This window comes from Mojavia sp., from assembly GCF_059505145.1.
The window spans coordinates 1-23567 of the sequence record NZ_JCACKA010000053.1 but is presented as its reverse complement, the minus strand read 5'-3'; the positions used below and the strand labels follow the sequence as shown (position 1 = coordinate 23567).

Sequence of the window (23567 nt, the reverse complement as noted above, 5' to 3'; positions counted from 1 at the left end):
AAACATTACTAGTCTTGTGTTGATGCCAAAATGCGTTGGATTTGAGTCCAGTTAAGGCTTATTGACATCTGTATTTTATATTCATGATGTAAAAAAAATTACTTTTACAGAAAAATACTATTTAGGAGGTACTTAGAGCTTGACAACAGTATTAAATGCATCTCCCCAGCGATTTGTCAATACACCTGCTATTCAACGCGTCGCTCAACGTGCTTTGCGCTATCTACAGTCGGGTTTTTCAGTACATTTACGTGGTGCAGCGGGAGTTGGAAAAACTACTCTGGCAATGCATCTAGCTGATTTGCTCAACCAGCCGATCATCCTCTTATTTGGAGATGATGAGTTTAAAACCTCAGACTTGATTGGTAATCAATTAGGTTATACCCGCAAAAAGGTTGTTGATAACTTCATCCACAGCGTTGTCAAAGTTGAGGATGAACTCCGACAACACTGGGTTGATGCACGATTAACTCTAGCTTGTAAAGAAGGATTTACGCTGGTTTACGACGAATTCAATCGATCGCACCCGGAGGTAAATAACGTTTTACTTTCCGTACTTGAGGAGAGGTTGTTAGTATTGCCAACAAACCAACATCGAGCCGAGTATATCCGGGTTCATCCTCAGTTTCGGGCAATCTTAACATCAAATCCTCAAGAGTATTGTGGAGTTCATGCAACTCAGGATGCTTTGATGGATCGTGTTATTACCATCGATATGCCTCCACCTGATGAACTAACTCAGCAGGAGATTGTAGTTCAGAAAACAGGTATAGATTCTGAGAAAGCAGACAAAATCGTGCGCTTGGTGCGGATGTTTTGGAATCGATCTGGTTCTGGACAGGGCGGTGGGTTACGTTCCTGTCTAATGATTGCTAGAATCTGCCACGAACACGAAATTTCCGTAAACTTTGAAGAGCCAAACTTCCAAGATATTTGTGCCGATATCCTGCTTTCTCGCACAAATCAACCTCGTATGGAAGCAACTCGGCTACTGGAAGAGGTTTTGCGTGAATTGCATCATAGTACAAACACTCAATCTCAGCCGGCAGAAGAGATAATACCAGACAGCCAAAATCAGATTGTATTGGAACAACGAGTACCTTACGAGCATGAAGTCTACAACTACCTGTGCAAGTCTCCGGGAAGGCGTTTCTCTGATTTGGCAGCAGAATTAGGGATCGATCGCAGTCAAATTGTAGCTGCACTCAAGTCTCTCAGAGAGCAGGGAGTATTATTGCAAATGCAGGGTAATGCTGAACTGCCAAACATATCACAAGTTGCTTTTGATTCTGGCCATTTAATAAACAAATGAGTACTCATACTAACCGGGGAGTTATCACAGCAACTCAAGGTTCTACCTTGGCAGATATTCTAGAACGGGTTCTCGATAAAGGCATTGTTATAGCAGGAGATATTTCTATTTCCGTAGGCTCCACAGAACTGCTCAACATCCGAATTCGTTTGTTGATTTCTTCTGTTGATAAAGCCAAAGAGATTGGAATTAACTGGTGGGAGAGCGACCCCTATCTTAATAGTCAAACTCGCACCTTATTAACAACTAATCAACAACTTCAAGAGCGTGTTGCCAGTCTAGAAGCAGAACTGCGATCGCTCAAAGCACTCAATCCTATTAATCATCAGAATGCAGGCGATTAGCAAATCAAAAGGTTCCGATTCAGGTTTAGCACCATTACTACTAACGGTTGTTGAGCTGATACGCCAACTCATGGAAGCTCAGGTGATTCGGCGAATGGATGCTGGCAACCTCAGCGACTCTGAGTTAGATCGAGCTGCCGAAAGCCTGCGACAGCTCGAACAACAGGTTGTTAAGCTTTGCGAGGTATTTGATATTGATCCAGCCGAGCTAAATATTAACTTGGGTGAAATGGGAACTTTACTTCCCCAATCTGGAGGATACTACCCCGGTGAAACCTCTAGTCAACCCTCTATTCTAGAACTCCTCGATCGCCTATTAAATACCGGTGTTGTGGTTGAAGGTGACTTGGACTTAGGACTGGCTCAGTTAAGCTTAGTTCATGCCAAATTAAGATTAGTACTCACTTCTAAACCCCTGTAACTTTTTTATCTACATTCTTCTTGGTAAGACATTCTTATGAGTTATGGCTTTTACATTTATGGAATTTTGACCTTGCCTGCTCCAGAAAACTTAAATTTACAGGGCTTAGATGGGCAACCCGTACAAATTAAAATTTTGGATGGTTTTGCAGTAATCTACTCCGAAGCAAAGCAAGAGCGTTATTTGGCAAGCCGTCGTAACCTGCTCAGTCATGAGAAAGTCCTTGAGGAAATCATGCAAGCAGGCGATCGCAATTTACTACCCGTGCAATTTGGACTTTTGGTTGCAAGCTGGGAAACGTTTTCACAACAATTAATTCGTCCTCATCAAGAAGAATTGACGCAATTACTAGCAAAGTTATCAGGTCGCCGAGAAGTTAGTGTCAAAGTTTTTTGGAATACCGAGGCAGAAATTCAAGGACTATTGGCAGAAAATCCAAATCTCAAAACTGAAAGGGATAAGCTAGCCGGTCAACCTCTGAGTATGGAGCAGGTAATCCAAATAGGACAAGTCATCGAACAGGGAATGAGCGATCGCAAGCAACGCATCATCGATGTATTTCAAGGCACGCTCAACTCCATTGCGATCGATGTGGTGGAAAATAGTCCCCAAATGGACACAATGATTTACAACGCAGCCTACCTAATTCCTTGGGAAGCAGAATCACAATTTAGCGAACACGTTGAAGCACTCGATCGTCAATTTGAAGAACGTTTGCGAATTCGCTACAACAATTTCACTGCCCCGTATAACTTTGCTCGTCTTCGATTATTCAGTTCCAACTGAACAGCAATAAAAATTGAAAATCAAAAATTATTGAAATTTTTAATTTTTTTGAAAATTAAATTGTAAATTAAATTTTTCTCTGCCTTTTATTTAAGAGGATGTTTGAAAAGTCCTCTTATCGGTAGCAAAACGTTATAGATCCCCCTAAATCCACGCCACTGAGGGAGTCGGGAAACCCGCAAGGGCGCAGTGGCTCCCCTTGGAAAGGGGGACTTTGATTCTGGTTCCCCCCCTTAAAAAGGGGGGTTGGGGGGGATCTAAGAGTGCCTAAAATCGTAACGAAACACTTTTCAAACAACCTCTAAGTAAAATCAATGGACGACATATTTAAAGGATTTGAACAGCTATTAGAAATTGCCAAAGCATTAGAAGAAAAAGTAGAGAAAGGAGAGTTAAAAACTTCGATTCAAATTCGCTCTCATAATCTTAGTAGTATTCCCCGACAAGGCAATATTCCGAGAACAAGTAATTCCAGCCCAGTCAGATCCAATTCCACCGTTGGCACTACACCAATGGATGATGCTGATGTCACCCCCCCATCAGCCCGGACGAACTCAAAAGCTTCTTGGCAAGATGTCGGCGGTTTGGCTAATGTTCTCCAAGAAATCAGAGAGTTAGTTGAAATTCCCCTTAAACGTCCAGATTTATTGGCAAAATTAGGGTTAGAGCCTCCGCGTGGAGTTTTGTTAGTTGGCCCACCCGGTACGGGAAAAACTTTAACAGCCCGTGTTTTGGCAGAAGAGTTAGAGTTAAACTACATTGCCATCAATGGCCCAGAGGTGATGAGCAAGTATTACGGGGAAGCAGAAGCTCGTTTGCGAAGTATTTTTGAGAAAGCAACTCGTTCTGCTCCCTGCCTAATATTTATTGATGAAATTGATAGCCTTGCCCCAGATCGCAGCCAAGTGGAAGGTGAAGTTGAAAAAAGACTAGTGGCGCAGTTGCTTGGGTTAATGGATGGGTTTGCCAAAACCGAAGGCGTACTTGTATTAGCGGCAACAAATCGTCCCGATTATCTCGATCCGGCGCTTCGTCGTCCGGGACGCTTCGATCGGGAAGTTCATTTTCAGGTTCCCGATCGCAATGGAAGATTGGAAATTCTCACGATTTTGACAAGTGCTATGCCCTTGGAGACTTCGGTTGATTTAGGAGCGATCGCTGATTTGGCAGTCGGTTTTGTTGGTGCCGATATTAAAGCTCTTTGTCAAAAAGCAGCCTACATTGCCCTTCGTCGTCAAGTCCCCTCACTCAACAGTCCCATTCCTGAAAACATGACTATCATGCAGCAGGATTTTCTCGAAGCAATTAAGGAGATAAAACCCTCAGTTCTAAGGGCTGTAGCAGTTGAAGCACCAAATGTAAGTTGGGATGAGATTGGTGGATTGGATGATGTCAAACAAAAACTTCAAGAATCTGTAGAGGGCGCACTTCTCTATCCCGAACTATACGAGCAAACCAAAGCCAAGCCTCCCCGTGGGATTCTGTTGTGGGGGCCGCCGGGAACGGGAAAAACATTACTTGCAAAAGCGATCGCTTCTCAGGCTAGAGCCAACTTTATTGCTGTGAATGGCCCTGAATTACTAAGCCGATGGGTAGGTGCCGCAGAACAGGCAGTCAGAGAACTCTTTCGCAAAGCTCGACAAGCAGCTCCTTGCGTTGTGTTTGTAGATGAAATTGATACCCTGGCACCAGCACGGGGACGATTCAGTGGTGATTCTGGAGTTAGCGATCGCGTTGTCGGTCAACTGCTCACCGAATTGGATGGGTTGCATGAATGCCCTAAAGTACTGTTAGTAGGAGCAACCAATCGTCCAGAAACGCTCGATCCTGCCTTGCTCAGAGCAGGAAGATTGGACTTACAAATAAAAATCGATCTACCAGATCGAGCAAGCCGATTAGCGATTTTACGAGTTCACAATCTAGATCGTCCCCTGGTTGATGTCGATTTAGAAACCTGGGCGACAGTTACCGAGGGCTGGAATGGGGCAGATTTGGTTTTGTTAAGCAATCAAGCTGCTTTAAGCGCAATTCGTCGATACCGCGCCCAGGGATTAAGCGACTCCAGCCTGATTCAGATTACAAATGATGATTTCCAAGTTACATATCAGATGCTTGCCAATCAGCACCAATCTCAATAGTCTCTTATTTGAAAAAACACAGAAGTTCAGAGCGGAAGCTACTTATACCGTTTCTTTGTGAAGCTGTGCCAAATTCTTCTCCATACCTCTTCTCTTCGTGTTCTACCCTGCGGGAAGCCGCTAACGCGTCTATGTGTCCTTTGTGGTTCGTTTAAATATCTCAAATTATGTCAATATACGCTTATGCTCTTCTAGTACCGATCGCATCACCGCTTGTTCTACCCTTAGGGATGGAAAGGAATATTGAACTCGTTTATTCTTCTGGTTTAGCCGCGATCGTAGAGCGGGAAATCTCACTGGAGGCAATACAGGCAACGGATGAGCGTTTACTTCAAGCTGTATTAACCCACGATCGCGTAATTCGAGAACTTTTTCAACAAACTCCCCTTCTTCCCCTACGCTTTGGGAGTGGTTTTACCTCTGTAGAAAAACTGCTGAATCATCTAGAAAAGCACCAAGAGCAATATCTAGAAACCCTAACTCAGCTAGCAGACAAAGTTGAGTACACTTTAAAATTGACACCCTGTTCTTTGCTTGACGATTCTAACAATATTGATGCTAAGGGAAAAGCCTATTTATTAGCTAAAAAACAACGCTACCAAACACAGCAAGCATTTCAAACACAACAATGCGAACAGTGGGAACTCTTGAACCAGTTAGTTCTCAAAACATATACAAATGTTATTTGTGAAAATCGACAGCCAGATATGCGGCAAATCCACTTTTTGGCACAGCGCAACGATTCAACGCTCAGTACGCAGCAGTTGTCCCTCTGGCAGGTACAATGCTCGCACTGGCAATTGGCACTGAGTCAACCTCTACCACCATATCATTTTCTAAAAAATACTCTCAGATAAATTCATAAAAGATAATATTTAAAATTTTCAAGAAAAAATAAAGATGAGGTGATTTTTTCTTGAATTTTTTTCTAAAAAAATATTGTTAACTTTTTAGTATTTTTTTATTTTCCTGTATTTATCTCATATTTTTGGGAACACTAAATCCAGGAAGAATAAAACACATTGTGTAAGTTTTACCTACTGCTCAATCAGAGCAATATGAAATCAACAATTAGAGTTGTGAGAGGAAAAGAAAATGGCTGTTGAAAAAGTTAACTCATCTTCAAGTCTGGCTGAAGTTATTGACCGCATTTTGGACAAAGGAATTGTAGTTGATGCTTGGGTGCGTGTTTCTTTAGTTGGTATTGAACTGCTAGCAATAGAAGCTCGCATTGTGATTGCTTCAGTTGAAACTTACTTAAGATATGCCGAGGCAGTTGGTTTGACATCTCAGGCTGCTGTTCCATCTGCTGCTTAACACCACATTAGAAAAAGGGAGTCTTCATGGCTCCTATTTAATATTTCTAGTTAACAAAATAGGAGATTTCAGCTGATGGCTCTCAAGAATTTATGGGAACAAGAGCGATCGCAGCGATTGCAAATAACTGCTGAACGCCGTCAAAAAGTTAACCAGTGGAAACAGCTAACTCAACAAGAATTTCAGCTGCAAGGAGATCTGCTTCATCAAGAATTGAGCAGTTTTGTTACCAGCCTTCACAACAACAGAAAGTTACAACAGCAGCAATTTCAGCAAGAGATTGTAGAGAGGCAATTGGAAATATTGCAAATAAAAACAGATGTCTGGCAACGCCAGCAAGAATACCGCCAACAGCGGTCAGCAAAGGCTCAGGCATTATTCCAAAACTTGCAAAATTTCCGGGAAATCTTACATAACAGTGTTTGGGGCGATTACAGTCATGAACAAGCAGTTTCCCCGACTCCTGCTAAAAAAGAGAAATTAGTTGTAACAGTTCCAAAATGGTCAATCTCCCGTTCTGCAATTAAAGCCAGTGGTTTTCGCCCTTCCATCAATACTATGACTAAGAAAGCACCTGCCTTGAATGCAGATACTGTTAAATCTAAAGTGCAGCAATACATTCAGCAAGCTGAAGGAGCTACTCTGATAGAAATTGAAGAGGTGATAGGCTTAAGCCGGGTGCAAACGATAGATATCCTGCGCTCCTTGATCAAGCAAGGGGTACTAGAACAACGCGATCGCCAATACTTTATTCGGCAACAAGCAATTTCTTGACAAACTTAATTCAAGCTCATTTTTTGTAATTGCAGACTAGCGGTTGGGCGATCGCTTGTGTCTTGTGTCTTCAGCAGATATAGTACGCAATCGATAAGCATTAAAGCTGGCCTATGCTTTGTAATATTCAACATTTCCATCTTTTTAAGGTCTGTATTGACAAGCAATTGTCTCAGTATATGTAACATTGCAAAACTAATATAGATAACTTTTTTTCTAATTAAAAAAAGAGCTTAAATCTTTGTTCGAGCTTCCGGCTTTGAAGTTTAAAAATGTTCGGATTGGAAAGGAATATAACAAGCTGGGGTAGCTCAATTAAAGTTTTGAACTGTGCTATTGGCGATCGCACGATGAGGTTAGTAAGCTTGATTGTTTGAGGAATTTTAATGTAAATGCAAAACTCAAGATATATAAGGAGGTGCGATCCATTGTGAATCAATTGATCGAGCAACTTCAAACTAAATTATTCACAGGCAGGCTAAATCTTGGAGCAAGGGACGGGCCAACTTGGACGCTATATTTTCGTTTAGGACGATTAATTTGGCAGGCTGGCGGTTCTAATGCCGATGAACGATGGCGACGATACTTGTCGCAATACTGTTCTAATTTGGATGTGACAAAGTTGGAGGGGCTTGTCTCTCCCCAGGAAAATTATCGCGAGTATTGCATTCTTGCTAAATTGCGAGAACAAAAATTAATCGAACAACAACAACTTGTTAGCCTGATTACAAACTTAATAGCTGAAGTCCTGTTTGATATAATCCAGTTCGTTGAAGCCAAAAGAAATGGTAACAATCCAGCAGGGCAATTGTCATATACTACCGTTGTTGGTGAAGTTCCTGGGTTTCTCCTAGCTGTAATACCAACTGAAGAAGTCTTGAAACAGGCTACACAAGCCTGGCAAGAATGGCGAGATGCAGAGCTGGCAAGTTACTCGCCCAATTTATATCCTGTCATTCAACAACTTGAGCTACTCCAAGGACAAGCATCCGCTAAACAGATTATTTCTCTAGTTGATGGCACAAAAACTTTACGAGGTCTAGGGCAAAAAAGCGGTCGGGATGCCTTAGTTTTGGCCCGGTTCTTGATGCCATTGGTAAAAGCAGGGGCGATCGCTTTTTCACCCACTCCAAGCCCCAGGAAGGTTGGGATTAGTCAAGAAACTGGCAACCTGTCCAGTGCAAATAATCCCAATTCTTCACTGAAAACAGAAGAGAACACTGTTATACAAGTTGCACCCCCAGCGACTAGCAAACAAATTGTCAGTCCGTCCAGTGCAGTTAATAATCCCAATTCTTCACTGAAAACAGAAGAGAACACTGTTATACAAGTTGCACCCCCAGCGACTAGCAAACAAATTGTCAGTCCGTCCAGTGCAGTTAATAATGCCAATTCTTCACTGAAAACAGAAGAGAACACTGTTATACAAGTTGCGCCCCCAGCAGCTAGCAAAGCAATTATAGATGCCTCAAGACCTTTAGTAGCCTGTGTAGATGATAGTCCGACGATCTGTCGCAGTTTAGAGGAAATTCTCACCCAACAAGGTTATCGCTTTGTTGGTATTCAAGACTCTTTGACGGCAGTTTTAAAGCTGATTAAAAGCAAGCCCGACTTCATTTTTTTGGATCTTTTGATGCCAAAAGTGAATGGCTATGAAATTTGTTCTCAAATCCGTAAAACTCCAAGTCTCAAAGATGTGCCAGTTGTCATCTTAACTGGGAAAGATGGAATAGTGGATCGGATGCGAACAAAATTAGTAGGGGCAACTGACTTTTTGAGTAAACCCGTAGAGGCAGACAAAGTACTTAATATGCTGCACAAGTATTTAAGCGTTTAGGTTGAAGCGACACTCCTACCAGTGGCTCCTCTACACCTATTTTCAAAACAGCTATACATACTCGGTTTTGGCACAACCAAGTATGAAAATTCTTAAATCTTCCTTCTGCCCTCTTGTTAATTCATTTGTTGCAATTATTTTTCAAATTCTGAATTAAATAGTTAGGAATAAAAATGAAAAAAGTTCTTTTAGTTGAAGATAGCCTCACAGAATCTGAAAAGATGACACGTTACCTGGAACAAGGTGGATATTCAGTTTATGAAGTTCGCAGTGGTGAAGAGGCTCAACTGCGGTTAAAACAACAAAAACCTGACTTGATCTTACTGGATTTGATTTTGCCAGGCCAAAGTGGATTTGAGTTCTGCCGCAAGTTGAAAGCCGATCCGATAACAAAAGCAATCCCGGTAGTGATTTGCTCAACTAAAAACACAGATGTTGATAGAACTTGGGGCAATATGAGTGGTGCCGATGCCTATTTAGTCAAACCTGTAGATGAAAATACCTTGCTCCAGACTGTTAGTAAATTTATTCGCTAAAGGAAACTGGGGCAATGGTACAGGGCAATGATAGCTTTAGAGCGCTACCCATTAATAGCCAATTTCCACTTGAAAACTCTCTTCAAGGAAACAACCAGAGGTTTTTAAGATTTCCGTTAAATGGAAAGGTAAATGGGTTACTCCCACTAGCTGATTTGCGGGGAGTAATTCAAGTTGCACTCACAGAGATTTTACCAGTGCCGCAGGTAGCAGAATTCTTGTTAGGCATAATGAATTGGCGGGGAGAAGCTATCTGGATTCTTGATTTAGCAGGTTTACTGGGAGCAACACACTGGTGTCGACGAGAAAATGTACGCAACTCTGGCATGGCGATGCTTGTTCAAGTCCAGAATCAAACTGTCGGGCTGTTGGTGGAGCAAGTCAATACTATTGAAGTTTACGATTCCCAAGAGCGGTTAGGGATTTCGGCATCGATGTTACCCACCCGACTCAAATCGTTCTTGCAGGGTTACTTTATGGATGCTCAAGGTAGCCCTTTGATGTTAGTTGACACCCATGCTGTGATTCAAGCCCTTCAGTCTATTTAACACTCTGCATTCTACTTATTAACTTCGACAACCTTCATAGCAAGAAAGATTATGGTAACGCAACCCAATCTTACACCCAACCAACCACACTCAAATTTCAGCAACGGTCATAAGGATACCGATAACGGGCATAACGTTGATGTATCAGCAAAACAGCAAATCAGCTCCACTCTAGAAGAATTACGAACTGAACTGGATCAAGCTGATTGGGTGGAAACAGGGCCATTGCGAGACAGAATCCGCAAGTTAAAAGAACTAGTAAGTGCGTTGTCATATCAAGACGCAGGAGATGGATTCGAGGTAGAGCAATTACAGGCGATCGCCAGCAAAATCCGCCAGTTTTCCGATCTAGATACCTTGCTCGCTACTGCTGTCATGGAGGTACAAAGCGCGCTGCAAGCTGATCGCGTGGTGGTGTATGAGTTTACGAATCCGACGCTGGGGATAGTTGCTGCGGAGGCGATGAAGGATGGCTTTACCCCAATGCTCAAGGAAAAACTGCCCGCCGTCACTTTTGGGTTAAGTTCTGCCAAGCTTTATCAACAAGAAAAATTAGCAGCGATCGCGGATACCTACACTGCAAGCTTATCTCCTTACCAAAAGCAGCTCTTGGATCGGTTTCAGGTAAGAGCTTGTTTGAGTTTGCCGATCTTAGCAAAAGATAGGGTTTGGGGTTTGTTGGTAGTGCAGCAATGCACTGCTGCTCGCCAGTGGCAGAATGCTGAAATTCGATCACTAAAATTGATCGCGCAGGAGTTAGAAGCGCAACTGCAAGTTGCCGTGATTCAGGCTACCTTGCAACAAGAAGTAGAAAAAGACCAAATTCTTGTCGGCGTAGCGAATAAAATTCTCCAGTCCAAAGATGTAGATACCATCTTTCGCACTGCCACCCTAGAAGTGCGACAGTCACTACAATGTGATCGGGTGGCAATCTATCGTTTCCAGCCAGATTGGAGTGGGGAGTTTGTTGCTGAATCTGTTGGATCTGAGTGGGTTTCTCTGTTAGAAGAACAGCGAAACAACCCAGCAATTGTCAAGAACGTTAACTATTGCAGTGTTAGGAACCTTGCAGACGAAGGGGGATTGGTTGGGACAACAGGGCGATCACACAGTGCGGATAGCTACATTCAGCACACCCAAGGCAAAACTTTCCATCGCGGACAGATCTATCGAGTCACTAATGATATCTACAGTGCTGGTTTTTCTGACTGCTATATCAAAGTTTTAGAAGCCTATCAAGCCAAAGCATACATTATTGTTGCCATCTTCCAGGGAGAAAAGTTGTGGGGCTTGCTCGCTGCCTATCAAAATTCTCAGCCTCGTCAGTGGAAAGATAGTGAAGTTCGACTAATGGTGCAGGTGGCATCTCTGTCTAGTATTGCTATTCAACAGGTGCAATATCAGCAACAACTTTATCACCGCTCTGAGGAGTCAGCCAAACTTGTTGAACGAGAACGTACTGTTTTCGGCATCATTGAAAAGATTGGGCAAGCAACGGATCTTCGCACCCTTTTCCGCATTACAACCCAAGAGCTGCGTCGATTTTTAAAATGCGATCGCGTTGTCGTTTATCAATTTCATCCAGACTGGAGTGGAGAAGTTATCGCTGAATCTGTGGCTGCTGGTTGGTCGTCACTGGTGGAGATGCAGGAACAAGACGGCATTTTAAAAACAGGTCTGATATCTTCAGAACGTTGCAATATTAAGGATTATGGCTCCCCTGTTAAACCTGATGCAGATACCTATCTTAAGGAAACGCAGGGTGGAATGTACGCCAAAGGAACGCGCTACCGTAAAGTCAACGATATTGCTGCTGCTGGTTTTTCACCTTGCTATTTAGAAGCATTAGAGAAGTTCCAAGCCAAAGCATACATCATTGTTCCCATCTTCCGCGCTGGTAATCTTTGGGGTTTGTTAGCAGCCTATCAGAATTCTGATGTGCGGAAATGGACTGAAGAAGAGACTGGTGCTTTGTTGCAGATCAGCGAACCGTTGAGTATTGCCCTCCAGCAAGCTGAATATATCGAACAGCTACGGTTAAAAAATCTAGAAATGACACAAGTAGCTGAAGTGGAAAACGCGATCGCACGAATGGCGGAGAGAATGCGTCAGTCCCAACAGCTAGAAACGCTCTACCGCACTACCTTGACAGAATTGCGGCAGTTATTCAAATGCGATCGCCTAGCAATCTATCGCTTCAACTCTGACTGGAGTGGTGAATTTATCGCTGAATCTGTAGGAAGTGGCTGGGTGCCTCTGGTTGGCCCCGATATCAAAACCGTATGGGAAGACGAACACCTACAGCAAACCCAAGGCGGACGCTATCGCAACAATGAAACCTTTGCCGTCAATAACATTTATACTGTTGGTCATGCCCAGTGTCACATCGACCTACTAGAGCAGTTCCAGGTTAAAGCTTACATGATCGCCCCTATTTTTGCTGGAAACAAACTTTGGGGTTTGTTAGCAGCCTATCAGAATAGTGGATCACGCCAGTGGAATTCCGAGGAGGTGCGATTACTGACCAAATTGGGCATTCAGTTGGGGTTAAGTGTGCAGCAAGCCGAGTACATCGAACAGCTGAAAACGAAGAATGCAGAGTTGGCACAATCAGCAGAAGAAGAACAGGTGCTGACAGGGATGGTGGAAAAAATCCGTCAAGCCCAGGATACAGACACAATTTTCCGAAATTTGCTGCCAAGTTTGCGTAAACAACTACAGTGCGATCGCCTTGCAGTATTTCGCTTTAATCCCGACTGGAGTGTGGAGTTTATTGCCGAATCCGTAAAAGATCAATGGTTGTCTTTAGCTGGTTCCGACATCAAAACGATTTGGATGGACGATCACTTGCAAGAAACTCAGGGCGGACGCTATCGCAATCATGAAACCTTTGTTGTCAATGATATTTACACCATCGGTCACGTTCAGTGCTACCTAGAGATATTAGAAAAAATCCAGGCCAAGGCTTACATGATTGCGCCTATTTTTACTGGAAGCAAACTCTGGGGCTTTTTAGGAGCATACCAAAATACTGGCCCTCGGCAGTGGAAATCCAAGGATGTGCAACTGTTGAAAAAACTAGCTGTGCAAATGGGTATAGGCTTGCAACAGATTGAGTACATCGAACAGCTCAAGAATAAGAATGCAGAGTTAGCACGAACCGCAGAAGGGGAACGAGCATTGACACGGCTGGCAGAAAAAATTCGCCAAGCTCAAGAGCTAGATACAATTTTCCGCAATGCTCTACCAGAATTGCGATCGCATTTGGAATGCGATCGCCTAGCAGTGTATCGCTTCAATCCAAATTGGGGTGGGGAGTTTATTGCCGAATCCGTAAGTCGTGAATGGGTGGCTTTGGTTGGCCCCGATATCAAGACTGTATGGGAAGACGAACACCTACAACAAACCCAAGGTGGACGCTATCGCAACAACGAGACCTTTGTTATTAATGACGTTTACACTGCTGGTCATGCCCAGTGCCACTTGAAAATTCTAGAACAATTCCAGATTAGAGCTTATATCATCACCCCGATTATTGCCGGAAACAAGCTCTGGGGTTTGTTAGGAGCATATCAGAATAGCGGGCCGCGGCAATGGCAAGATAATGAAGTCAACTTGGTAACAAAAATCGGCACGCAGTTTGGGGTTGCCGTCCAGCAATCGCAATACTTACAACAAACCTTAAGCAAGAATGAGGAACTGATAAAACTGGCAGAACGGGAAGTAGCAAACGCCCGATTTTCCTATCGCTTGCCAAGTCGGTTAACAGAGATGGCCCAAAGTGATGGTGATGTTCTGGAATTTGTCCAGTTCGCAACCCAAGAACTTCGTCAGCTACTCAAAGTAGATCGAGTTGGAGTTTACCGTTTTGAGCCTGATTGGTCTGGAGAATTTGTAGTTGAGTCTGTAAGTGGTGATTGGCCTAAACTGGTGGGAACTAGCCTTGCCAAAGTTAGAGATACCTATCTCCAGTACAACAAAGGAGGGCGTTATGTCCGCAAAGAAAGTTTGCGGGTTGACAATATCTATACTGTCGGTCATGACGAATGTCACATCCAATTGTTAGAACTGTGGGGAACTAAAGCCTACATGATTTCTCCGATTTTTCAAGAAAATCAGCTATGGGGGCTGATGGGAGTTTATCAAAATAGCGCACCGCGCCAGTGGGAGCAATCCGAGGAGGATGTTCTTAACCAAGCCAGCGTACAGATTGGTCTTGCCCTCAATCTTGCAGACTACCTAAAACAGGTGCGTATTCAAGAGCAGCAACTAGCAGAAGCAGCAGAGCGCGAACGTACCGCACGGGAAAAACTGCAACAAGGAGCTATACGCGTTCTCATGGCTTTGGAACCATCCTTCAGGGGCGATCTCACTGTTCGAGCTCCCCTATCTGAAGATGAAATTGGGACGATCGCCGATGGTTACAACACTACGATCCAAAGTTTGCGAGATTTAGTACGACAAGTGCAGATTGCTGCTGGCAGGGTGAGTGAAACTTCTAGCAATAACACTATCTCAGTAGTGAAACTATCTGACCAAGCTCAACAGCAGGCAGAACGGCTCGAACACGCTCTGGAACAATTACAAATGATGGTAACTTCCACCCAGGTAGTCGCTGCTGATGCCCAAAAAGTAGGACAGGCGGTTCAAAGAGCTAATAACACCGTCCAAGCTGGTGATTCCCTAATGGAAAGAACCGTAGATGGCATTTTGGAGATTCGGGAAACCGTGTCGGAAACAGCAAAGAAGATTAAACGCCTCGGTGAAGCTTCTCAGAAAATCTCGAAAGTAGTGAGTCTGATTGAAAACTTTGCCACTCAAACTAATTTGCTGGCACTCAATGCTGCGATCGAGGCTACCCGTGCCGGAGAGTATGGCAAAGGCTTTGCGGTGGTTGCAGATGAAGTTCGTTCCCTAGCTTATCAGTCGGCTAGTGCCACCACAGAAATTGAGCGACTCGTGCAAGAAATTCAAGCAGGCACCAACGAAGTTACCGAAGCAATGGAAGTAGGGATTAGCCAAGTTGTCCAAGGCTCGAACTTGATCGATGAGACTCGTCATTCCCTCAGTGCGATCGTGGCAGCTACCAACGAAATTGGTGGACTGGTACAAGGAATTACCCAAGCAGTTTCCCATCAAAGTCAGCAATCTCAGATGTTGACAGAGGCGATGATGGACGTTTCTGCGATCGCCCGCAAGACTTCACAAAGTGCCATCCACATTTCCGAGTCTTTTGAGGAACTACGGATGACTTCACAACAACTGGAAACCAGCGTTAGCCAGTTCAAAGTTGACTAATCTCGCAAAACTGTTATGAACCCCGATCCCAGTAATCAAGAGCAGCTAGAGCAGGCTTTTCTTGCTGAAGCGGCAGAGTTGTTGCAAACCATTGAGCAGAATCTTATCGGTCTACTTGATGAAAAAACAATAGAAAAAGTTCATGCCTTGATGCGAAGCGCCCATACTCTTAAAGGGAGTGCTGCCAGTGTTGGGCAAGAAACGATTAAGACAATTGCCCATCATTTGGAAGATGTATTCCAGGCGTTATATGCTCCAGAATTGGAAATCGATCCAGAATTGGGTGCTTTGCTTCTAGATGCTTATGAGTGCCTGCGAACTCCATTGAGTGCAACCTTGATGGGCTTATCCTGCAATGAGGCAGAAATACTTGATCGAACTGCCTCAATCTTCGCCCAACTCCAACATAAACTAGGTGACTTTTTTGGCCGCGAGGCTTTGCTTCCCAGTTCGGAAGAACTTGGTTTTGATGTGGTAGAGTCAATCTTTTCCGGGAGTGTACTCCAGGATCTGCAACAGCTTGCAGCTGACATCGAAAGCCAAGATCCGCAACAAATTCAAACAACACTCAACTCCCAAGCAGGATTTTTTGCCGAACTAGCAGCATCTTACAGCTTATCTGGATTGGAAGAAATTGCCCAAGCGACCCTAAACGCCCTCAAAGCGCATCCAGACAAAATACTGCAAATCGCTCAGGTGGCTTTAGAAAATTTTAAAGCGGCTCAAGCAGCAGTACTTGCAGGCGATCGCACTCAAGGGGGAGAGATATCTCCACAATTGCGAGAATGGGCAGGACTAACTACTCCTGTCCAAGAACCGCAAGGGCAGCCAGTTTCAATTGCTATCCAACCCACAGAAACGGCTACAACTGAGAACAAGGAACTTCCCCACCCCAGTGCGATCGAATCGGAATCGGTTTGGTCGTTTTTCCCAAATCGAACTGATAACTCCGTACCGAAAGCACCGGAGGTACTGGCACCTATTTCTCAGGATTCGGTAGTAGTCCCCTCTGCCATAGATCGGATTTTACAGTCAATCTGGATAGGAGATCCAGAGACATCCTGCCGATATTCAAACTCAGATCGGCCACCCTCTCCACCACCAGCGCCAAGCCTCCAGGCTCAGTCATCGGCATCACTTCCCAGTATCCGAGTAGCGATAGAACAGCTTGATCGCCTCAGCCATACAATTGGGGAATTGCTAATCAGCGAAAACCAACAAAACCTGCAATCTAACCACATCCACAAAGCAGCTGAGGACACTCTACTACAGTTTTTGTACTGTCAACAACAACTTAGTAAAGTTTTTACTTGGTCGGATCGACATCTGCTGCTTCCCGAACGCAAGCAGCGACAGATGCATGTATCTCCCCGCTCAGTTATCTCTGCTTCCCCAACTGCCGAGGCACAATCCAATTTTGATGCCTTAGAAATGGATAACTATAGCGAGTTGCACATTCTCCTGCAAAATCTTACAGAAGACATGGTGCAATTAGGAGAACAGATTGAGGCTTTTAATGCCTTAGTTCAGCAATCTCGCTTCAGTCTCGGAAAGCGCAAGCAACTGCTTTCAGGAGCGCAGGAAGATTTGCTGCAAGCCAGAATGGTTCCACTGGGAACAGTGTTGAATCGATTACCCCGCCTCCTGCAACAGATGGTAGCAACTTATCATAAGCCTGTTGAACTCAAGCTTGGCGGTACGAAGGTACTGGTGGATAAAGCCATTTCTGAGCAGCTGTACGATCCCTTGCTGCACATGATTCGCAATGCCTTCGATCACGGCATTGAACCGGTAGAAACCCGCCGCCAGCAGGGTAAACCAAAAACCGGAACAATTACAATTCAAGCCTATCATCAAGGCAACCGCACTACTATTGAGGTACGGGATGATGGTCGAGGCTTAAACTGGGAATCCATTCGTCAGCGAGCTATAGAAAAACACCTGCTGACTCCCGAACAAGCCGCCTACGCCTCAGAAGACCAACTGGCAGAGTTATTATTTGAACCAGGCTTTTCTACCGCCAAGCAGATTGGTGAGTTATCTGGTCGTGGTATCGGCTTAGATGTCGTTCGCACTCAATTGCAAGCTTTACAAGGTTCGATTGTGGTGCGATCGATTTCAGGGCAGGGAACCACCTTCATGCTGCAATTGCCCCTGAGCTTGACAACAGCACGCTTGCTCGTTTGTCAATCTCAAGGTATTACTTATGGCTTGCTGTCTGAAGGAATTAGCCAGGTTTTATTACCGCAGCCAGAGCATATTCAAGTTCAGCAATCTTTACACGGGCAAGGCATCCAAAAATTCTGGCAGTGGGGAGATGGGCAAAGTCAGCAACTAGTTCCCATTCGCCCGCTTGCCAATTTGCTGGATTACAAATATCCTTTATTCACCCAAGACCACAATTTAAACCTAAGTCCTTTTCCAGTCAAACAACGAAACACCGTCGAACCTCTGCTGCTGTTGGAAACAGAGCATCAATACCTGTGTTTGCAAGTCGATCAGATTTTAGTCGAGCAGGAATTAGTAATTAAGTCCCTCGGCAGAGTCCTGACTTTACCTAGTTACATCCAAGGCTACAGCGTGTTGGGAAATGGTAGTCTTACCCTAATCGTTGACCCGTTGGAGTTAGTTCGGCAAACCTGGGAGACAGATATGATGCCGACTTCCCCGACATCAAGTCTTGCAACTAAACTATTGCCCGCGCCTGAGCCTGTTCTTACTCTAGAGGGGCAGCAATCCGAGCTAACTACGCAACCGCAACAACAGTCGATGGAAGTCAATACAGCCGTTGCTCAACCTAACCGACTGATGGTGTTAGTCGTGGAAGATTCGGTTGTACAAAGGCAAAGTTTGGTGCAGACGCTCCAGAAAGCCGATTATCAAGTGTTGCAAGCAGGCGATGGTCGAGAGGCGATCGCTCAAATGCTGCAACACGGTGATGTCGATCTAGTGATTTGTGACATTGAAATGCCGCGTATGAATGGATTTGAGTTTTTAGAACACCGTCGCCAAGACGAGCGTTTGTCCGGCATTCCTGTGGTGATGCTGACTACTCGTAGCGGACAGAAGCACCGCCAATTAGCTTTAGCTCTAGGGGCGAAAGCTTACCTGACCAAACCCTATTCAGAACAGAACTTCCTAGCCACGATCGCTGAACTCGTTAATACCCCTTAGCCCAATACAGTTCAGATAAGCCTGTGTTTTCTTCCCCCTGTTCCCTGTTCCCCGTTCCCTGTTCCCTTGACCAAGCGTAACCTGCTATGCTTAACACTCCTTTTCCGTTTAAGCGATTATCTGGCGCTGTGAGCGAGCGCGACTCATTACGAGTCGTTGTTTTTGCGATCGCAGACTATTTATTTGCCCTGCCAGTTGGTGCAGTTCTCAAGGTGATGGCTTGTCCCCCTATTAGTAGTACGGTTGAAAGTGGTATCGGGATGGTTGATTTGGGAGCGCAAACCATTACGATTGTGGACTTGCGCCAGAAGTTCATTCAGCAAGTACAAGGCCAACAGGCGCATCAAGTTCTCTCTGCGGTTGACACTTCAGGGCGCTTCTTACTTCTGACTCAAACACGGACTGGGGAAATTTGTGGCATTCCTGTGGACAAGCCCCCTGCCTTAATCGATATTCCTTTGGAAGGTGTGCGTCCGGTGCCGTGGTCTTATCGGCAAGTGGCGGAGTTAAGCTGTGTGAGCCACATGGCTGTTTTGTCTGTAGCACCAAACGAAGAACCACTCAAAGTACTTCTTCTAGGCATGAGCCAGATATTGGCTGATAAGTTGGGGTTGCCCGGAACAACCCCAACCTTGGCTCCTGGGCTAACATCAGGCGAACAACGGCAAAGATTTCTCCGTTTTTCCTTGGGAAATCAAGGAAGTGGATTGCTACCATTCCACTCATTACAGGACATTATTCATCTCGCTAGCTCAGAAATTTCCCCAGCCCCGGCCTTACCAAGTTGGATTTTAGGTTTCTATAATTGGCAAGGACAGATGCTGCGGCTGGTTGACTTAGAACATTTGCTTGGTTATGCGCCACTTTTGAAGCGGCAGTCACGACCAGAAAAGCCAATGGTTCTAGTTCTCGAATTGCAAAATCAGGTAATCGGGTTTTTGGTGGCTCATGTCTACGATGTAGAGTGGCAGGATTTACAGCAAGCACAATCGGCACCAACCGACTTTTCCCCAAACAAACTGCTAAATTTTGTTCGAGGTATTCTGCCAGGCGATCGCTGGATTTTAGACACCAGAGCCATCGCCCAGACATTGCAATGGCAAACCCACTGATTTAACTTTGATGCTGCCAAGGAGTTTTCTGTCATGCTCGCAACCTTAGACCCTAATTCTGAAACCCAGCCTGTTGAAAATGAAATCCAGATAGAAGAAATTTTGGCTAATGTGGCTGTACTCAAAGCAGTCTTTCAATCTGCTAAGGGGCCAAAGGTCGCTCAATTGCAGCAGAAGGTGAGTCAAATCGAAGCTTTTATCCAAGCTTTGGCTAAGGATTCGCCCAGCGACAATGATGAAAATGTTCGAGGGGCTTTTCAGCTCCAGCGAGAACAACTTGCGGCCATTGATCGGCAAATGCAGCAGGCAAAAGGTCAAACCGCACTTTTGGAGGTTACAGTCACCGCCCTTCGAGATGTTCTCAACGCCGATCGCGTCTTGATTTATCGTTTTGAGGAAGAAAATCGCAGTCGAGCGATCGCTGAAGCTATACAAGCGGGTTGGACATCCTTACTCAACCAATCCCTACCGATAAATTTGTTTGTTACTAAACCCGATGTTGGCGACGGACAACACTTGCTCAACAACCTAACTGAAGTATTAGAACTAACTCCGCGCCAACAGCAATTTTGGCAACGCTTTCAGGTGCAAGCTAGCTTGTGCTTGCCCTTGATTGTCAAACAACAGCCTTGGGGTTTTTTAGTTATTCATCATTGCCCTGCACCCCGACAATGGCAGGAAGCAGAGCGCAGTTTGCTGCAACAAGTAGGAATGATGTTGACAATTAACTTGCACTGGGCTGAAATAGTAGCTCCACCTGCTCAACAACTGTCATCGCCTCCCCAAAAGGCTGAATCCTGCGATCGGTCAGAGTTACTAGTGCCATTGCAGCAAGTGAGCCAGGCTGTACAAGAAGGAGCAAGAATCGCCGAGCTTACCAGCGAGTATTTAATGTCTATTCAAGATACTGTTGCTATTACTAATAAACAGCTGCAATACCTTGGTGAATTTTGCCAGCAAGCTTCTGGCTTTGTTCAGCTTGTGGAAGGCTTGAGTACCAAAATTCAGGTTTTGTCCCTGAATACAGCCATCGAAGCCACAAAAGCTAGCGACCAGGAACGAGGTTTACTAGCTGCTGCCGAACAGGTGGAAATTCTCGCCCGTCAAGCCCGCGACAGCACCCTAAATATAGAGGAATGGTTCCAGGAACTACAGGTGGCAGCAGCAGACGTTGCTTCTGCTATCGAACCGTGCGATCAACAAATCAGTGCTGGGCTGGAGTCAATCGCGCAAATCCAGGAGCAATTGGGAGCGATCGCTGACATCGCTGCTTGTACCCTCAAATCAATGTCGAACCCATAAAATTGTCACAAACCCCATAGAAACAGAGAGTTGTCTTCATGAGTACCGATTTTGTCCCCCAACCGCAGAACGACGATCGCTTCCTAGAAGAAGCGATCGATCTGTTACTGTTCTTGGAGCAGGAGTTGCCTAACTATACAAAAGACAGTAACCCTGGTACAGCTTTGGCTCTCATGGAAGCTGCTCGCTCTTTGCATTCGATTGCCATAGCAGCCGAGCTAGATACCATTGCCATAGTTGCGGCTGCACTAGAAGAGATTTTTCAGCTTCTGTATCAGTATCGGGCAACTGTCAACGCCCCAATCGCCTCTCTGTTGTCGGAAGGATTAGATTGCCTACAGATGCTGTTGATGGCATTTTTAACAGCCTCGCAAATTGAGGAAGTAGAAATTCTGGAGCGCATGTCTGCCATTGTTGCTCGTCTACAAGCAGAGTTTGGCGATCACCAACAAAGCGTCATCCCCCAGGAAACAAACCTTGAGACATTGGTAGAGCAACCGCAGGAACATCAACCAGTTATCCAGTTTGGCGATCGCTTGGCCGAGGTAGAATCTTTTGCGGCTCTACCAGAGCAAGTTATAGTTAAAGACAAGGAAAGTCTTGACAGGGAACTAATAAGTGAAACTAACCCCAGACTTGGTAGCCTTTCTCATGTAGATGCCGAGCCGCTTCCCGCCAAGGTAGGGGAACTAGCAAATCCAAAGGAATATGGAGAAGGAAATTTTCATGCTTGGTTGGGGGATTTTTCCCAGCCTACTGAAACATCCCTAGTTAAATCTTTTCCTCATCACCATCCACTCTCTTTGCAAGAATCCATTCCCACCCTTGTTGCAACAACTATTCCAGCCGCCACACCCATCAATATTCAGCATCTCGAACAACTAAACGCGCTGGTTGCAACATTACTAACTATCTATAATCAGCAAGCTTGTCAGCAAGAACAACACCAACATATAATCGGGCAGTTGCTCCGACAAGTTAAACGATTACAACACCTGCTGGATAATCTACAGGAATGGTCAGGACGTTTAGCAGCAATTTCAGATACTCTTTCCCCTTTAGCTGCTTCTCGTTCTCAGCAATTGTACAGTACTCTTCAATCTGTTTTGGCTGAAGCGTCTCAGGTGGCATCAACTGTTCATTCCCTTAATAACAATCATCACCAACTCAAACAAGAACTCATACAGCAAGAAAAGTTGGTTAACCGTTCTTCCAAGTTAGTCACAACAGTCACAACTATTCCTTTAAGAGTAGCCTTAGAACCGTTGCACCGGCTTTGGTCTCAGTTACAAACTCTACAAGATAAGTCTGCTACACTACATTTACAAATTAGCGATATCCAAGTCGATCGGGCGTTTAGCGATCGTCTCCATGCTCTTCTGTTACATATAAGTTGCTATTTACTAAAGCAAAGTATTGAGTCTTCCCAAACACGCCAACACCTTGGTAAAAATAGCAACGGTATCATCGAAATTCAAGTTGATCGGCAGGGAAATCAACTGATTATTGATGGCTGTGATGATGGCGCAGGACTTAACTTATCTCAAATTTATCAACAAGCTTTAGCCCAAGGACTCGCCCTGACAAAACCAGGGGATATCTTACAAGCAACTCAATTGACTGAGCTGGTACTTGAACCAGAGGTTTCATCTGTTTTATGCGATCGTGCTGCCTTAGAGTTAGGAGCAGAATTAACTGAAGTTTGCAAGCAATTAACAGCTATTCAGGGAAGAATAGTATTGAAGTCTAAAGCTGGACATGGTACAGCCTTCTCGCTCCAAATTCCCCTCGATCGAAAAATTGCTCAACTTATCGTCTGTCAAGCTAATTCCAGAGTCTATGCATTTGTTGCCGATTCCGTAGAGCAGATTTGTCTATCCCAGTCCGAACAAATTCTCCAAACTCAAGCCGGACGCATGTTATTTTTGCAGTCTTCTGGCAGATCCAGTGGCTTCCTTCGTGGCGATCGCGAGCATCCAACAACAGAAATGCTCGTCCCTATCCACTTACTGACTGATGTACTGATTTGTCCTAACCACATTCCCAGCCCAGTTACCACTTATAGTACAGATACACTAAATGCTTTCAAGCAGGATAAGCCGTTATTAGTATTTCGTTACTTAGACAAACGATGTGCTTTAGAAGTAGATTGCATCATCAGCAAGCAATCCTCTGTACTCCATCCTCTGGGGGAACCAATCCCAGTTGCTGCTTACATCCAAGGAACTAGCATTCTCGCCAATGGGCAACTTAGCCTGGTTTTGGATGGTCGCCTTCTGACAAAATCTCTAACTTGAACTGTATCTTGATAGCTATGAACAGCCTAGACAAAGACCAGTAGACAATCAAGAGCAACAAAAATACTTCTCTGGCAAGAAGAAACAACACACTCTTAAAAACCAAGTTGTTTCGCTGCCAGACGCTAAAGATATTGTGGATATAGTAGTAGGAGCAAAAGGGCCAACCAGTGACATTTCATTATTTCGTAATCAACAGCAAAGATTTCCTCCTGAACAATCATTTAAAGGTGATAAAGGTTATCAAGGTGGTAAAAACATTAGTACACCCCACAAAAAACCACGTAAAAGTGAATTAACTGACGAACAAAAAGCAGGGAGCATATCAACTTTGTAAGAACAAAAGAACTAACAGCACCTAAAGCTTGTCA

General features: G+C 44.6%; 17 protein-coding genes. All 17 read left to right on the top strand.

Annotation, left to right across the window (positions count from 1 at the left end):
- The first annotated feature begins 139 nt into the window (after positions 1 to 139).
- Positions 140 to 1312: a gas vesicle protein GvpN gene (gvpN, locus tag AC5JL8_RS10500; RefSeq protein ID WP_495879717.1), complete on the top strand. Its 1173-nt coding sequence runs from the start codon at positions 140 to 142 to the stop codon at positions 1310 to 1312.
- Positions 1309 to 1656: a gas vesicle protein gene (locus tag AC5JL8_RS10495; protein WP_495879716.1), complete on the top strand. Its 348-nt coding sequence runs from the start codon at positions 1309 to 1311 to the stop codon at positions 1654 to 1656. Before gvpN ends, AC5JL8_RS10495 begins: the two co-directional genes overlap by 4 nt.
- Complete coding sequence (locus tag AC5JL8_RS10490; RefSeq protein WP_495879715.1) at positions 1643 to 2077, top strand: gas vesicle protein K; 435 nt, start codon at positions 1643 to 1645, stop codon at positions 2075 to 2077. Before AC5JL8_RS10495 ends, AC5JL8_RS10490 begins: the two co-directional genes overlap by 14 nt.
- A 36-nt stretch (positions 2078 to 2113) precedes the next feature.
- On the top strand, positions 2114 to 2863 hold the full coding sequence (gene gvpF, locus AC5JL8_RS10485) for a gas vesicle protein GvpF (protein ID WP_495879714.1): 750 nt from the start codon (positions 2114 to 2116) through the stop codon (positions 2861 to 2863).
- Between the two features lie 314 nt (positions 2864 to 3177).
- A complete protein-coding gene (locus AC5JL8_RS10480; RefSeq protein ID WP_495879713.1) occupies positions 3178 to 5001 on the top strand; it encodes an AAA family ATPase in 1824 nt (607 codons plus the stop codon).
- Between the two features lie 167 nt (positions 5002 to 5168).
- Positions 5169 to 5858, top strand: a complete 690-nt coding sequence (locus tag AC5JL8_RS10475; RefSeq protein ID WP_495879712.1) for a GvpL/GvpF family gas vesicle protein — start codon at positions 5169 to 5171, stop codon at positions 5856 to 5858.
- Between the two features lie 238 nt (positions 5859 to 6096).
- A complete protein-coding gene (gene gvpA, locus AC5JL8_RS10470) occupies positions 6097 to 6318 on the top strand; it encodes a gas vesicle structural protein GvpA (RefSeq protein WP_073640805.1) in 222 nt (73 codons plus the stop codon).
- Positions 6319 to 6393: 75 nt separating this feature from the next.
- The gene (locus tag AC5JL8_RS10465) at positions 6394 to 7092 is read left to right on the top strand and encodes a gas vesicle protein GvpC (protein WP_495879711.1); all 699 of its coding nucleotides are present in this window, start codon (positions 6394 to 6396) and stop codon (positions 7090 to 7092) included.
- 430 nt (positions 7093 to 7522) lie between these two features.
- The gene (locus tag AC5JL8_RS10460; RefSeq protein WP_495879710.1) at positions 7523 to 8929 is read left to right on the top strand and encodes a response regulator; all 1407 of its coding nucleotides are present in this window, start codon (positions 7523 to 7525) and stop codon (positions 8927 to 8929) included.
- Between the two features lie 173 nt (positions 8930 to 9102).
- Entirely contained in the window at positions 9103 to 9465 is a 363-nt protein-coding gene (locus AC5JL8_RS10455; RefSeq protein WP_086756014.1) for a response regulator transcription factor, read from the top strand.
- Positions 9466 to 9479: 14 nt separating this feature from the next.
- Positions 9480 to 10013, top strand: a complete 534-nt coding sequence (locus tag AC5JL8_RS10450; protein ID WP_495879709.1) for a chemotaxis protein CheW — start codon at positions 9480 to 9482, stop codon at positions 10011 to 10013.
- Between the two features lie 51 nt (positions 10014 to 10064).
- On the top strand, positions 10065 to 15311 hold the full coding sequence (locus tag AC5JL8_RS10445; RefSeq protein WP_495879708.1) for a GAF domain-containing protein: 5247 nt from the start codon (positions 10065 to 10067) through the stop codon (positions 15309 to 15311).
- A gap of 15 nt (positions 15312 to 15326) precedes the next feature.
- Positions 15327 to 18485, top strand: coding sequence for a hybrid sensor histidine kinase/response regulator (locus AC5JL8_RS10440; protein WP_495879707.1), 3159 nt, complete (start codon positions 15327 to 15329; stop codon positions 18483 to 18485).
- An 86-nt stretch (positions 18486 to 18571) separates the two neighbouring features.
- Positions 18572 to 19597, top strand: coding sequence for a chemotaxis protein CheW (locus tag AC5JL8_RS10435; protein ID WP_495879706.1), 1026 nt, complete (start codon positions 18572 to 18574; stop codon positions 19595 to 19597).
- A 33-nt stretch (positions 19598 to 19630) separates the two neighbouring features.
- Entirely contained in the window at positions 19631 to 20899 is a 1269-nt protein-coding gene (locus tag AC5JL8_RS10430) for a GAF domain-containing protein (RefSeq protein ID WP_495879705.1), read from the top strand.
- Between the two features lie 38 nt (positions 20900 to 20937).
- Positions 20938 to 23196 (top strand): hypothetical protein, encoded by a 2259-nt coding sequence (locus AC5JL8_RS10425; RefSeq protein ID WP_495879704.1) that lies wholly within the window; start codon positions 20938 to 20940, stop codon positions 23194 to 23196.
- A 1-nt stretch (position 23197) separates the two neighbouring features.
- Positions 23198 to 23533, top strand: coding sequence for a transposase family protein (locus tag AC5JL8_RS10420; RefSeq protein WP_495879819.1), 336 nt, complete (start codon positions 23198 to 23200; stop codon positions 23531 to 23533).
- Positions 23534 to 23567: the final 34 nt, after the last annotated feature.

Bases quoted from the DNA above. Each gene is read 5' to 3' on its own strand.
- gvpF (WP_495879714.1), top strand. From the start codon at position 2,114: ATGAGTTATGGCTTTTACATTTATGGAATTTTGACCTTGCCTGCTCCA.
- AC5JL8_RS10480 (WP_495879713.1), top strand. From the start codon at position 3,178: ATGGACGACATATTTAAAGGATTTGAACAGCTATTAGAAATTGCCAAA.
- AC5JL8_RS10430 (WP_495879705.1), top strand. From the start codon at position 19,631: ATGCTCGCAACCTTAGACCCTAATTCTGAAACCCAGCCTGTTGAAAAT.
- gvpA (WP_073640805.1), top strand. From the start codon at position 6,097: ATGGCTGTTGAAAAAGTTAACTCATCTTCAAGTCTGGCTGAAGTTATT.
- AC5JL8_RS10435 (WP_495879706.1), top strand. From the start codon at position 18,572: ATGCTTAACACTCCTTTTCCGTTTAAGCGATTATCTGGCGCTGTGAGC.
- AC5JL8_RS10455 (WP_086756014.1), top strand. From the start codon at position 9,103: ATGAAAAAAGTTCTTTTAGTTGAAGATAGCCTCACAGAATCTGAAAAG.
- AC5JL8_RS10495 (WP_495879716.1), top strand. From the start codon at position 1,309: ATGAGTACTCATACTAACCGGGGAGTTATCACAGCAACTCAAGGTTCT.
- AC5JL8_RS10440 (WP_495879707.1), top strand. From the start codon at position 15,327: ATGAACCCCGATCCCAGTAATCAAGAGCAGCTAGAGCAGGCTTTTCTT.
- AC5JL8_RS10450 (WP_495879709.1), top strand. From the start codon at position 9,480: ATGGTACAGGGCAATGATAGCTTTAGAGCGCTACCCATTAATAGCCAA.
- AC5JL8_RS10445 (WP_495879708.1), top strand. From the start codon at position 10,065: ATGGTAACGCAACCCAATCTTACACCCAACCAACCACACTCAAATTTC.
- AC5JL8_RS10490 (WP_495879715.1), top strand. From the start codon at position 1,643: ATGCAGGCGATTAGCAAATCAAAAGGTTCCGATTCAGGTTTAGCACCA.
- AC5JL8_RS10475 (WP_495879712.1), top strand. From the start codon at position 5,169: ATGTCAATATACGCTTATGCTCTTCTAGTACCGATCGCATCACCGCTT.
- AC5JL8_RS10425 (WP_495879704.1), top strand. From the start codon at position 20,938: ATGAGTACCGATTTTGTCCCCCAACCGCAGAACGACGATCGCTTCCTA.
- AC5JL8_RS10465 (WP_495879711.1), top strand. From the start codon at position 6,394: ATGGCTCTCAAGAATTTATGGGAACAAGAGCGATCGCAGCGATTGCAA.